Genomic DNA, 12166 nt, shown 5'->3' with positions numbered 1-12166 from the left:
TAGCCGTGATTGCATCCGCTTTCACCCGGGTTTGGGAAACGCATACGCGCGCCGTACTAAACGCGCGGTTTTTTCAGCCAAATCGGACAGTCCCTTGTTCGATACTCGCCATGCAGCCTAATCGCCGCATAAAGACCTCACCCCAATGGTATTTGTCAGCCCACACCAATCCGATTGGCACGTCTGACCGTACCCGGTAATTCATAATGCAGATTTACCTTCCTATCGCCGAAGTCTCCGTCAACGCCTTTTTGCTTTTGGGGTTAGGCGGGATGGTCGGTATCCTGTCCGGCATGTTCGGTGTGGGCGGCGGGTTCCTGATGACGCCGCTGCTGTTTTTTATCGGTATCCCCCCTGCGGTCGCCGTTGCCACCGAAGCAAACCAGATCGTTGCCTCATCCTTTTCCGGCGTGTTGGCGCATTTCCGACGAAAAACCGTGGACCTGAAAATGGGGACGGTCCTGTTGGTCGGGGGCTTAACGGGGGCGGCTCTGGGTGTGGTGGTATTCAACTACCTCAAAAGCCTGGGTCAGGTCGATCTGCTGGTCACGCTGTGTTACGTCGTCTTCCTTGGCGTGGTCGGAAGCCTGATGTTTGTCGAAAGCCTGCGCGCCCTGCGTAAGGCCAAAAAAGGCGGCGTTGCCCCGGCGAAACGCCGTCAGCGCGGTTGGATTCATGCGCTGCCCTTCAAAATGCGGTTTCGCACATCGGGCCTCTATATCTCGGTCATTCCGCCGATCATGGTGGGGCTGTGCGTCGGCGTTCTGTCCGCGATCATGGGGGTTGGCGGCGGCTTTATCATGGTGCCGGCAATGATCTATCTGCTGGGCATGCCGACCAAGGTTGTTGTTGGAACCTCGCTGTTTCAGATCATCTTCGTGACCGCCTTCACCACCATGCTGCACGCCACCACGAACTATACGGTCGACATCGTTCTGGCCGTTCTGCTGCTGGTCGGTGGCGTTGTGGGTGCGCAGATCGGAACGGTGATCGGAGCGCGGATGCCAGCCGAGCAACTGCGTGTCCTGCTGGCGGCCCTGGTTCTGGTCGTGTGCGGGAAACTGGCGCTGGACCTGTTGCTGGAACCGTCCGAATTGTACTCGCTTGGCACCGCAGGGGGGCACTGATGATGCTAAACCGCCTGCTCCTTCTGCTTGTCTTCTGCGTCACGCCAGCGCTGGCCCAGGAAGAGACCGTGGTTCTTGGTCTCAGCCAGGATCGCGTGGCGATTACGGCCACATTTGACGGGTCCGAGATTCTGATCTTTGGGGCCGTAAAACGCGAAACCCCGATCCCGTCGGGACCTCCGCTTGAGGTGATCGTGGCCGTCGCAGGCCCGTCCGGTCCCGTCACTGTACGTCGCAAGGCACGTAGGCTGGGCATTTGGGTCAACACTGACAGCGTGTTGGTCGACCTTGCCCCCAGCTTTTACGCCGTCGCCACCAGCGCACCGTTGGATGAGATTCTGTCGGACACCGAAGACCTGCGTTACCGCGTGTCCATTGAACGCGCGATCCGGTCGGTCGGTGCGGCTATGCACATCCAGGGGGCGCAGGACTTCGCGGATGCCGTTGTCCGTATCCGAGAGGCTGAGGGCCTGTATTCCATCCGTGAAAACACTGTTGCGGTGGACGAACAGACCCTGTTCAGAACATCCATCGACATGCCCGCAGACCTGACCGAGGGCGACTACGTGGCGCGTATCTACCTGACCCGCGGGCGCGAGGTTGTTTCCCAGTTCGAAACCACCATCGACGTGCGCAAGGTTGGGTTGGAACGGTTCCTCTACAACATGTCCCGCCAGCAACCTGTCTGGTACGGCCTGATGTCATTGGTCATCGCAATTGCGGCTGGTTGGGGCGCGTCGACTGCCTTCCGGTTGCTGCGCGAAAACTAACCCTTAGCCCCGACCAATATAGGGCATCGTCGTGGCCATCACGGTCATGAACTGCACATTGGCCTCGGGCGGCAATGTCGCCATATGCAACACCGAGCGCGCGGCGTCCTCAACCGCCATGGTCGGGTCGGGCGTTTGCCCAGCGGCGATGGTGTTTTCGACCAGCTCCTGCACCATGGGCGTGCGCGCATTCCCGATGTCGATCTGACCGCAGGCAATCCCAAACTCACGCCCATCCAGAGACAGGCTGCGGGTCAGGCCGGTAATCGCATGTTTCGTGGCCGAGTAATGCGCCGATTTTGGACGAGGTACATGCGCAGCGATTGAGCCATTGTTGATGATGCGCCCGCCCTGCGGGGATTGGTGGCGCATGATCCGAAACGCCTCACGCGCGCTTAGGAACATGCCATTCAGGTTCACGTTGACGCTTTGATACCAGTCCTCAAGCGTGATTTCGTCAATGGTGCCGCCGGGCGCGAAAATACCAGCGTTGTTGAACAGCACATCCAGCCGCCCGGTCTTGTCCTGAAACGCCGCGAACGCCGCCTGAACCGCCTGAGGGTCAGTCACATCCGCAACCAGAGGGATCGCCTTGTCGTGCCCCTCGGCCATTTGCTGCAGCTTGTCGGCGCTGCGGGCCAACAGGCCCACCGTCCAGCCCTGATCCAGAAACAGCTCGGCCGTGGCCTTGCCGATGCCCGAACTTGCTCCGGTTACGATGATCGTTGTCATGTCTCTTCGGCCTCCAGGGTCAGCGATGCGGCGGGGACGGCGCGCAGGTCATCGACGCGCAGCGGATGGGTGGGCTTGGCCAGACGGTTGCGCACCACCCAGATCAGCCGCTCCTGCGCGCGGGTAATGGCCACATAGGCCAACCGTTTCCACAGCGGCTGCCCTGCCTCAGTCCGGCCCATGCGGGCAGCGGCGTAAATATCGGGGGCAAAGACCTGTACCGTGTCCCATTGGGACCCCTGCGCCTTGTGAATGGTCACCGCCGCACCGTGCAGAAAGGTTGCGCCCATCCGCGCTGCATAAGGAATAAACGGTTCTTCTTCGTCCGGCATCTCGATCTTGACGATCGAGGCGGCGCTGACCTGCGGGTCTTCGGCACCCATGACGTGCAGGCGCGAAAACCCCGGCTTGCGCCCCGGCCCCAGATAGATCACCTGCGCCCCCTTGATCAGCCCGCGCGCCTCAAGGTCCAGCCGTTTCTTGCGGTGCTTCAGCGGCAGCTCGATCCCGTCGCAGATCAGCGGCTCGCCCTCAAGCAGTTCGGTATCCGGCGCGCCGTGCACATGGCGGAAGGCCTGGATCAGCCGGATGCGCGTGGCATTGCGCCAGACCAGAACCGGACTGCGGGCCATCAGGTCAACCTCAACCCTTTGGCCCCAGACCACGCGGTCGTCCTGACGGGCGGTTTGTTCGATCAGACGTTCGAAATCCTCGAACCCCATCTGCGGGTCGGCCAGCGCATGGGCAAGGTCCAGAATCGGATTGTCCGCATCCTGCCGGTGCACCCGGTGCAGGATCTGTTTGCGCGGCTCGGGCAACGCCTCGAACACCATGCTGCCCGACTGATTGACAGGGGCCAACTGCGCCGGGTCGCCAAACAGCAGAAGGGTCGGGAAAATCTCTTGCAGGTCCTCGAACTGCCGGTCGTCCAGCATCGAGGCTTCGTCCACGAACCCAATGTCCAAGGGCTCATCCCGGCGTTTCCAGCCGGTAATGAAGTCCGACCCCCTCAGTCCGGCGGCGGCCAATGCGCCCGGAATGGACTTGTTGTTCGCATAAAACGCCGCCGCCCGATCCAGGGCCTCGTCGGTCAGCCCTTCGATCTCGGGTCGTTCGTCATTGCCCGCCAGCCACTCGGCAATGCGTTCATATTCCGGGTCATAGACCGGAGTGTAGAGGATGCGGTGGATTGTCGTTGCCGGAACACCGCGCAGGCGCAACACGCTGGCGGCCTTGTTCGTGGGGGCCAGAATGGCAAGGCTGCGCTTTTCCTTGGCCTTGCGGCTTTCGAAATCGCCCGAAACGATTTGCACCCCGGTTTCGGCCAACGCCTTGTAAAGCTCGGCCAGCAAAAGGGTTTTGCCGGACCCCGCCTTGCCAATCACCGCCATAACGCCGGATTTCCCAGCGCCCGGCAGTTTCAAAAGGGCATCATCGTCCAGATCAACACCGGCCGAGCGCAGCATCTCGGCGATGCTGTCGTAGGCGGCAGCCTGGTCTTCGGAAAAGGTTACGGGAGGCGTCGTCATGGCGCGACCCTACAGGGCCGCGCCAGCTATCACCAGAGAGGGTTTTGGCTTTTCGACCGCTTACGCCGACAGGGCAAACCGATGCTGCCTGCCGGTGCCAAACGCGGTCTTGAACCACAGCCGGGACAGCTCGCGCTGGATGCCAGCGCGTTCGGCCACACGGTTGCAGTCATCTGCGGAATAGGGCCACAGACCCACCGAAATCTGGTCGCGACCTTGCCCCTGCGTGCCCAGCACCACAGGCGAAGACCCGATCAGGCGATAGATCCGAATCATGCGCGCATCAAATACGCCCGCAATATGGGTCAGACCGAACCCCTCCATCATCTCACCCCCGCTGAGCATGATGGCCCCCGCCGTATGCGGGCTGGCTGTGCGGGACAGGCAGAACCGCGTCACCTCCCAGATCAGCGGGCTGCAAATCGGCTCACCGCCCGTCAGATGGCCAAACACTTCGTTCACCATCACCGGGCCCGTGGTCGGCAAGACCCGCATCGAGCCGCCATGGCTGCCATCCTCTTCTTCCCAGATGACATAAAGCGGGTTCAGATCGTCGTATTTATCCCGCTCTTCCCCATCTTCATTGACGTTCACGTCCCAACCCAACCGGGTTTTGAACTGATCGGCGCGGTCAAGGAACATGCCCCTGGCCAGATCCGGAAATTTATGCAGTTCATCAGCATATAAATAACGCAACATGACTTTTTTCCCCTTGTCGTCCTGTGCAGGAACGAAGGGGGTACAAAGTCATGGTTAATTTCCGGTTCTGAGAGCGTGCGCCCGTTAAACCACTATTAATCCCCGGCTGAGCGCCGTGGCGATGGCATGGGTGGTGTTCTGCGCCCCAAGCTTGGCACGGGCGCTTTCGATATAGACCCGCAATGTATGCTCGGAGATTGACAGCGAATGGGCGACCTGCGCGCGGCTATAGCCCAAGGCCAGCAAGGTCATCGCGTCCACCTCACGCGGCGACAGGTTGCGGGGGGCGTCGGGTTGCCGGTCTCGTTCAAACTCCAACGCTTTGCGATTGAAGTAATGGGCAATGAGGATCAACTCACGCCCGTGGCGTTCGATGAACCGATACCATGTTTCATCGTCGCATGAATGGTTCACGGTGAAGAGGGCAAACTGCCCATTGGGTCCACGGATCGGAATCGAATAGCCCTGGTTTCCGACCCCATGGCTCTGCGCGTCCTGCAAAAAAGCCTTGGCCACTTTGCTGGACCAATCCAGGGATTTCCAATCAACCGGATGAAACCGCTGAAAGCATCCCAGAATAACCGGGTCAATGCGGTGGTAATTCTTTTCGATATAGCGTTCCGCCCAGGCGTCGGGATAGGTTGTATACCCGTACTGATCCCCGGCACCATCAACCCAGTGATAGATCAGATGCTCGACCTTCAGCCTATCCCGCAGGCGGATGGCGACATTGCTAAGCTCTTCAAGCGTGCTGGTGTTTTCCAAGTCCTCGAGGACTTGGCCCATATCCAGTTTTATTCCCATCCGCCGGCGTCCGTACCTCGGTCTTTTTGGACGCAATCTCGGCGGCAGCGATCAGCTTGGTGTCATCCAGCTGCTCCGCAAGCGCGGTCAAACCGTTCTCAACAGCAAAGGCGTTGAGGTCCGACAACACGTCCAGTATCCAATCATTTTGCGCCATCAGCCTCTCCCCGAAACGGTTAACGAAGGGTTAACACAACCATAACATGTGTAAGGTTTTTTGGGCTATTCACTGGTTTCTACTCCCCAAAAAAAGGGAGTGATCTTTATGTAAGTCGTTACAATTAAAACACTTTACTCAAAACAGAAAACGCCCACGAACCGATTCCTCGATTCGCAGGCGTTGTTAATGTTTTTTTCATACCGCTCAACCGCGGGCGTCTAGAACCTCTTCCAAAGTCCGCATTCCGGTGCGCGGCGCCTGAACCAGAACAGACATGTTGCCCGGTTTATGCTCATTGCGCATCATTTTCATATGCGCTTCGGGCAGGTCCTGCCATGTGAACACCTCGGACATGCAGGGGTCCAACCGGCGCTCGACCATCAACTGGTTTGCGGCCGATGCCTGTTTCAGATGCGCAAAGTGCGATCCCTGCAGGCGCTTCTGGTGCATCCACATATACCGCACATCGAAGGTCAGGTTATAGCCGGTGGTGCCGGCGCAGATCACAACCATACCGCCTTTTTTCACCACGAAGGTCGACACCGGGAAGGTGCTTTCGCCCGGGTGCTCGAACACCATGTCGACATTCACGCCTTTGCCGGTGATGTCCCAGATCGCCTTGCCGAATTTGCGGGCCTCTTTGAACCACTCGGCATATTCGGGTGTGTTCACCGTGGGCAATTGGCCCCAGCAATTGAAGTCCTTGCGGTTCAGCACGCCCTTGGCGCCCAGCCCCATGACAAAGTCCCGCTTGCTTTCGTCCGAGATCACACCGATTGCATTTGCACCGGCCGTATTGATCAACTGGATCGCATACGAACCAAGACCGCCCGACGCACCCCAGACCAGAACGTTCTGACCGGGTTTCAGGTCATGCGGCTCGTGCCCGAACAGCATCCGATACGCAGTGGCCAGCGTCAGCGTATAGCAGGCGCTTTCTTCCCAGGTCAGATGTTTGGGGCGCGGCATAAGCTGCTGCGCCTGAACATTGGTGAACTGCGCAAAAGACCCGTCCGGCGTCTCATAACCCCAAATCCGCTGGCTGTCGGAATACATCGGGTCACCGCCGTTGCAAGCCTCGTCGTCGCCATCATCCTGGTTGCAATGGATGACAACTTCGTCCCCCACTTTCCAGCGTTTGACCTTTTCGCCAACGGCCCAAACGATGCCCGAGGCGTCGGAACCCGCAATGTGGAAGGGCTGCCCATGGCCGTCGAACGGGCTGATCGGTTTGCCCAGTGACGCCCAGACGCCATTATAATTCACACCCGCCGCCATCACCAGAACCAGCACTTCGTGGCTGTCCAGCTTAGGCACGTCAACCACTTCCAACTGCATGGCTGTGTCAGGCTCGCCGTGGCGCTCCCGGCGAATCGCCCACGCGTACATTTTCTTTGGCACAAATCCCATCGGAGGGATTTCGCCCATTTCATAGAGGTCTTTTTCCGGTGCCTCGTAGGACGCAATGCCGCTTTCGGTGTCCAGAGCCATTTTGGCCTCCCTTAATCAAACTATTGCCGCGATGCAGAATCGCATGACCTAACCGTTGAGATATTGGTCATTGAGAAATAATGCAACATTATTCGGATAGTTTTTGTAATTTTATGACCCAGCGGATGCAGAAAAATCCTTTGCAAGCGCAGAAAGACTGCCATTTGCGTCCAGCGAAGCCGAGGCCGCGTAGTAGTTCAGCAGATCAAGCCGTTGACCTGACGAGGATATTTTTCCATCCGCGCGTGTCAGGATGCCGCGATCGACCAATTGTTGCAGGCCAGCCTCGATCATGGGGCGGTCCACAGGCTCGGACGCTCCGTCGCGTCGCAAAAGCTGATCAATCCACTCAATGGCATCGCTTTCGGCAACCTCTCCCTTTTCGCGCACGAGCCAACAGGCGACGGGGATCGGGGCCAGCGGAAGCGCCACGCCGATACCGGCCATCAAGTCCCGCGCCAGATCGGTCATCAGGTTTTCTTCGTGATCGATCCGGAATTCCCGCAGGGATACAGGACGCCCATAGCGAACCGAGGCCACACCAAAGCGCTGGTACCGGCCTACCAGCCGACGCCCGATCTGTTTCAGAATCCACCAAGTGATCACCCCGATACGGGCGCGGAACCGGCGCTCATTGCCCAGCGCAGCTTTGGTCAGGATCGTATCCTCAAGCACGCGGTCGTAATTCAGCGCCACCGGAACAAAGACCACATCCCGCCCATCCGGGCCCGTCGCATCGATCAGGTATTTCAGCAGCCCCAGTTTTGGCCTGCCCAGCGCGCCGGTCAGGCTTAGCCCACCTTCGGGAAAAATGGCCTGAGTCACCCCGGCCTCGGTCGCGTGGCGCACATAACATGCAAGGACCTGCCGGTATAACTCGCTGCCGGATTTGCGCCGGATAAAATATGCCCCCATGGCGCGGATCAAACGGCTCAGCGGCCAGACACGCGCCCACTCGCCCACCGCGTAGGACAGTGCCGATTGCTGCGCCGCCAGATAGGTGACTAGCACGTAGTCCATATTGCTGCGATGATTCATCACGAACACAACCGTCGCATCAGGGTCTATGTCTTTGACCGCCTGTTCGTCGACGTAACTAAGGCGCACGTTATAGAACGCATTGCTCAGCATCCGGGCCACCCGAATGGCGATGCTGAAATAGGCCACGGCGGAAAAAGACGGCACAATCTCGCGCGCGTAACGGCGCGCGGTTTCAAAGGCGACCGCTTCGGGCACCCGTTCTTCGCGGGCAAAATCCTGTACTGCGTGGCTGACCTGCGGGTCATAGATCAACCGTTGAATCATGTCGTGACGTTCCGCCAGCTTGAACGGTTGAATCGGGCGTTGCAGCCGCTTGTTCAAGCGTCTGACCGCCCTTTCAAGGCGGCGACGAAAGAACCAACGCACCGACGGAAATAGAAAATGCGAGGCCAACGTGACCGCGGCAAACACCAGGATCAGCAAAAAAAGCCAAAGCGGAAGTTCCACGGTCTGAGTCATGCGCACACCCTGCCAGCAAACGGAACGCCCCACAATCCGAAGAACACAAGATGCCGCGCCGCAGCGAATTGACACGGGATGAAAATTACGATTTAGAAGCATCGTGAGTAATTTTCTTACCCGATCGATACGTGAGGCCCCGCTATGACGCAGACGCAGAAAGATCGCCCCTGGCTCATCCGAACCTATGCCGGTCACTCCACCGCGAAGGCGTCGAACGCGCTGTATCGGGGAAATCTCGCCAAGGGGCAGACGGGTCTTTCGGTGGCTTTCGACCTGCCGACACAGACGGGGTATGACAGCGACCACACGCTGGCACGTGGCGAGGTCGGCAAGGTGGGCGTGCCGATCAGCCATCTGGGCGACATGCGGGTTCTGTTCGACCAAATCCCGCTGGAACAGATGAACACCTCGATGACGATCAACGCGACGGCGCCGTGGCTGCTGGCGCTGTATATCGCGGTGGCCGAGGAACAGGGCGCGGATGTCTCGAAACTGCAGGGCACGGTGCAGAACGACCTGATCAAGGAATACCTGAGCCGCGGCACCTATGTCTGTCCGCCAAAACCATCGCTCAAGATGATCGCGGATGTGGCCGAGTATTGCTATACCAACGTGCCGAAATGGAACCCGATGAACGTGTGTTCCTATCACCTGCAAGAAGCGGGCGCGACACCGGAACAGGAACTGGCCTATGCGCTGGCCACCGCCATCGCCGTGCTGGACGAACTGCGCCCCCGCGTTCCCGCCGAAGATTTTCCGGCGCTTTGCGGTCGGATTTCGTTTTTCGTGAACGCAGGCATCCGGTTCGTCACCGAGATGTGCAAGATGCGCGCCTTTGTCGATTTGTGGGACGAGATCCTGCAAGACCGCTATGGCGTCGAAAACCCCAAGTTCCGCAGGTTCCGCTATGGGGTTCAGGTGAACTCCTTGGGTCTGACCGAGCAGCAGCCGGAAAACAACGTCTATCGTATCCTGATCGAGATGTTGGCCGTCACGCTGTCGAAAAAGGCGCGTGCCCGTGCGGTGCAATTGCCGGCCTGGAACGAAGCGCTTGGCCTGCCGCGCCCCTGGGATCAGCAATGGTCCATGCGGATGCAGCAGATTTTGGCCTATGAGACCGACCTGCTGGAATATGGCGATCTGTTCGATGGCAACCCCGCCGTGGACGCCAAGGTCGAAGAGTTGAAAGAGGGCGCGCGCGCTGAACTGGCAAATCTGGATGCGATGGGCGGTGCCGTGGCCTCGATCGAATACATGAAGTCCCGGCTTGTGGATTCGAACGCCGAACGTCTGAACCGGATTGAACGCAATGAAACCGTTGTGGTCGGTGTGAACAAATGGACCGAAGGCGAGCCTTCACCCCTGCAGACCGAAGATGGCGGCATCATGGTGGTCGATCCCGCGGTGGAGCAGGAGCAGATCGCGCGCCTGAACGAATGGCGGGCCGAGCGTGATGACGCAGCCGTTACCGCCGCGCTGGCCGCCTTGCGTAACGCGGCACAGACCGGCGCAAATGTGATGGAGCCCTCCATCGCCGCCGCCAAGGCGGGCGTCACCACCGGCGAATGGGCCGAGGAAATGCGCAAAGTCTACGGCACCTATCGTGGGCCAACCGGCGTGTCGGGCTCGGTCTCGAACAAGACCGAAGGGCTGGAGGATTTGCGCGCCTCAGTGGATGCCGTCAGCGACAAGCTGGGCCGCCGTCTGAAATTCCTGGTGGGCAAACCCGGTCTGGACGGCCATTCCAATGGTGCAGAACAGATCGCCTTCCGCGCCCGCGATTGCGGCATGGATATCAGCTATGAGGGCATTCGCCTGACGCCCGAAGAAATCGTGGCCGCCGCGATTGAGGACAAGGCCCATGTGATTGGCCTGTCGATCCTGTCCGGCAGCCATATCCCCTTGGTTGAGGATGTCATGGCCAGACTGCACAGCGCAGGGTTGCACGACATCCCGGTCGTGGTCGGCGGCATCATTCCCGACGAAGACGCTGCAAAGCTGAAATCCATGGGCGTGTCGAAAATCTATACCCCCAAGAATTTTGAGCTGAACGCAATCATGGGCGATATCGTGACCCTGGCGGACCCGCAGAATATTGCCGCTGAATAGCGTCTGCTTTTCCGCAGCTCTATTGCCATTGGGATAAAGATCGATATTTACCGTTCTGGTAATGCATTGGGCAATTATCGGGATAGAGAGAAATCGAAATGGCAATCAACCTTGAAAACCTGTCGCGCAAAGAGCTTTTGGAATTGCGCGACAAGGTAGAAATTGCACTGAAAAGCGCAGAAAAACGCGAGCGCAAAGAAGCGCTGAAAGCTGCCGAAAAAGCGGCGGCGGAATTTGGTTTTTCTCTCTCAGAACTGTCTGAGGACGCCGCAAAACCAATCAAGGGTGCAAAGTCGAAAGCCAAATACAAAAACCCGGCGGACCCAAACCAAACGTGGTCGGGCCGCGGACGCAAACCGCAATGGGTGCATGACGCCTTAAAGGCCGGTGCGGAAATTACGGATTTGGAAATCTGACGGAATTGGACGCGAAATGACAATTCATATCGGAGCCGAAAAAGGCGAAATTGCTGAAACCGTTTTAATGCCGGGTGATCCATATCGGGCGAAATGGGCGGCTGAGACATTTCTAGAGAATGCCAAACTGGTCAACAATGTACGTGGCATGTTGGGCTATACCGGAACCTGGAAAGGCAATCCCGTCACCATTCAGGGCAGCGGTATGGGCATGCCATCCCTGTCGATTTACGCCAATGAGTTGATCCGCGATTTCGGCGCAAAAACCTTGATCCGTATCGGGTCCTGCGGGGGAATGCAGGACAGCGTCAAAATCCGCGACGTGATCTTGGCGATGACGTCGACAACGCTCAGCACGCCGTCTCGCGGCATCCTGAAAGAGCTGAACTTTGCCCCCTGCGCCGATTGGGGCCTGCTGCAAGCCGCCGCCAAGGCCGCCGAAGCCAAGGGCACGCCGACTCATGTGGGTGGCATCTATTCGTCGGACGTCTTCTATGATGAACGCCCCGATCTGAACGAACAGATGGTGCGGCACGGCATTCTGGGGGTCGAGATGGAAGCTGCCGAGCTGTACATTCTGGCCGCACGTCACAACTGCCGGGCTCTGGCCGTTCTGACCGTATCCGATCATCTGCTGACCGGTGAGGCATTGCCATCGTCGGAACGCGAAAGCAGCTTTGGCGACATGGTCGAGATTGCCCTGCAGGCCGCTTTTCCCGACGCCGCATAGACAACAACAGGGCAGGGAACACCTTGTTTACTGCCCTTTCAAACAGGCAGTGGGCGTATCCACGCCCTCTTGCTGCGCCCCACAATAGGCGCAAAT

12 protein-coding genes are annotated in these 12166 nt (G+C 58.8%); 5 read left to right on the top strand and 7 right to left on the bottom strand.

Translation table 11 applies throughout. The annotated features are described in order from the left end of the window. Window positions 1-206: 206 nt before the first annotated feature. Both ACRZ94_RS17270 and ACRZ94_RS17265 read left to right on the top strand, forming a co-directional pair. Window positions 207-1127: a sulfite exporter TauE/SafE family protein gene (locus ACRZ94_RS17270; RefSeq protein WP_480797913.1), complete on the top strand. Its 921-nt coding sequence runs from the start codon at window positions 207-209 to the stop codon at window positions 1125-1127. Between the two features lie 2 nt (window positions 1128-1129). Then, window positions 1130-1897 carry a TIGR02186 family protein gene (locus tag ACRZ94_RS17265; RefSeq protein ID WP_480797956.1) on the top strand — a complete coding sequence of 256 codons (768 nt, stop codon included), beginning with the start codon at window positions 1130-1132 and terminating at the stop codon, window positions 1895-1897. A 3-nt stretch (window positions 1898-1900) separates the two neighbouring features. On the opposite strand, the gene ACRZ94_RS17260 is transcribed toward ACRZ94_RS17265, so the two are convergent. From ACRZ94_RS17260 to ACRZ94_RS17230, 7 genes are all read right to left on the bottom strand, one after another. Beyond that, entirely contained in the window at window positions 1901-2629 is a 729-nt protein-coding gene (locus ACRZ94_RS17260; protein WP_480797912.1) for an SDR family oxidoreductase, read from the bottom strand. After that, window positions 2626-4158: an ATP-dependent DNA helicase gene (locus ACRZ94_RS17255; RefSeq protein ID WP_480797911.1), complete on the bottom strand. Its 1533-nt coding sequence runs from the start codon at window positions 4156-4158 to the stop codon at window positions 2626-2628. The genes ACRZ94_RS17260 and ACRZ94_RS17255 overlap by 4 nt, the downstream gene beginning before the upstream one ends. Window positions 4159-4218: 60 nt before the next feature. Then, a complete protein-coding gene (locus ACRZ94_RS17250) occupies window positions 4219-4857 on the bottom strand; it encodes an acyl-homoserine-lactone synthase (RefSeq protein WP_480797910.1) in 639 nt (212 codons plus the stop codon). Between the two features lie 84 nt (window positions 4858-4941). Further along, window positions 4942-5661, bottom strand: a complete 720-nt coding sequence (locus ACRZ94_RS17245; RefSeq protein WP_480655409.1) for a helix-turn-helix transcriptional regulator — start codon at window positions 5659-5661, stop codon at window positions 4942-4944. Further along, window positions 5600-5818, bottom strand: coding sequence for a hypothetical protein (locus ACRZ94_RS17240; protein ID WP_480655410.1), 219 nt, complete (start codon window positions 5816-5818; stop codon window positions 5600-5602). The genes ACRZ94_RS17245 and ACRZ94_RS17240 overlap by 62 nt, the downstream gene beginning before the upstream one ends. Window positions 5819-6025: 207 nt before the next feature. Then, window positions 6026-7312: a crotonyl-CoA carboxylase/reductase gene (gene ccrA, locus ACRZ94_RS17235; protein WP_480655412.1), complete on the bottom strand. Its 1287-nt coding sequence runs from the start codon at window positions 7310-7312 to the stop codon at window positions 6026-6028. 111 nt (window positions 7313-7423) lie between these two features. After that, window positions 7424-8812: a 1-acyl-sn-glycerol-3-phosphate acyltransferase gene (locus tag ACRZ94_RS17230; protein ID WP_480655414.1), complete on the bottom strand. Its 1389-nt coding sequence runs from the start codon at window positions 8810-8812 to the stop codon at window positions 7424-7426. Window positions 8813-8956: 144 nt separating this feature from the next. On the opposite strand from ACRZ94_RS17230, the gene ACRZ94_RS17225 reads away from it, so the two are divergent. The 3 genes from ACRZ94_RS17225 (at window position 8957) to deoD (ending at window position 12070) form a co-directional block, all read left to right on the top strand. Next, the gene (locus ACRZ94_RS17225) at window positions 8957-10924 is read left to right on the top strand and encodes a methylmalonyl-CoA mutase family protein (RefSeq protein WP_480797909.1); all 1968 of its coding nucleotides are present in this window, start codon (window positions 8957-8959) and stop codon (window positions 10922-10924) included. Between the two features lie 98 nt (window positions 10925-11022). Continuing rightward, complete coding sequence (locus ACRZ94_RS17220; RefSeq protein ID WP_480655418.1) at window positions 11023-11340, top strand: H-NS histone family protein; 318 nt, start codon at window positions 11023-11025, stop codon at window positions 11338-11340. A 16-nt stretch (window positions 11341-11356) separates the two neighbouring features. Beyond that, the gene (gene deoD, locus ACRZ94_RS17215; protein ID WP_480797908.1) at window positions 11357-12070 is read left to right on the top strand and encodes a purine-nucleoside phosphorylase; all 714 of its coding nucleotides are present in this window, start codon (window positions 11357-11359) and stop codon (window positions 12068-12070) included. The last annotated feature ends 96 nt before the right edge of the window (window positions 12071-12166 follow it).

The sequence above is a fragment of the Ruegeria sp. CH10 genome, from assembly GCF_056537125.1.
This window is presented reverse-complemented; position numbering and strand designations above follow the sequence as displayed.

Coding starts and splice junctions, on each gene's coding strand:
- ACRZ94_RS17270 (WP_480797913.1), top strand. CDS start 207: ATGCAGATTTACCTTCCTATCGCCGAAGTCTCCGTCAACGCCTTTTTG.
- ACRZ94_RS17265 (WP_480797956.1), top strand. CDS start 1,130: ATGCTAAACCGCCTGCTCCTTCTGCTTGTCTTCTGCGTCACGCCAGCG.
- ACRZ94_RS17260 (WP_480797912.1), bottom strand. CDS start 2,629: ATGACAACGATCATCGTAACCGGAGCAAGTTCGGGCATCGGCAAGGCC.
- ACRZ94_RS17255 (WP_480797911.1), bottom strand. CDS start 4,158: ATGACGACGCCTCCCGTAACCTTTTCCGAAGACCAGGCTGCCGCCTAC.
- ACRZ94_RS17250 (WP_480797910.1), bottom strand. CDS start 4,857: ATGTTGCGTTATTTATATGCTGATGAACTGCATAAATTTCCGGATCTG.
- ACRZ94_RS17245 (WP_480655409.1), bottom strand. CDS start 5,661: ATGGGAATAAAACTGGATATGGGCCAAGTCCTCGAGGACTTGGAAAAC.
- ACRZ94_RS17240 (WP_480655410.1), bottom strand. CDS start 5,818: ATGGCGCAAAATGATTGGATACTGGACGTGTTGTCGGACCTCAACGCC.
- ccrA (WP_480655412.1), bottom strand. CDS start 7,312: ATGGCTCTGGACACCGAAAGCGGCATTGCGTCCTACGAGGCACCGGAA.
- ACRZ94_RS17230 (WP_480655414.1), bottom strand. CDS start 8,812: ATGACTCAGACCGTGGAACTTCCGCTTTGGCTTTTTTTGCTGATCCTG.
- ACRZ94_RS17225 (WP_480797909.1), top strand. CDS start 8,957: ATGACGCAGACGCAGAAAGATCGCCCCTGGCTCATCCGAACCTATGCC.
- ACRZ94_RS17220 (WP_480655418.1), top strand. CDS start 11,023: ATGGCAATCAACCTTGAAAACCTGTCGCGCAAAGAGCTTTTGGAATTG.
- deoD (WP_480797908.1), top strand. CDS start 11,357: ATGACAATTCATATCGGAGCCGAAAAAGGCGAAATTGCTGAAACCGTT.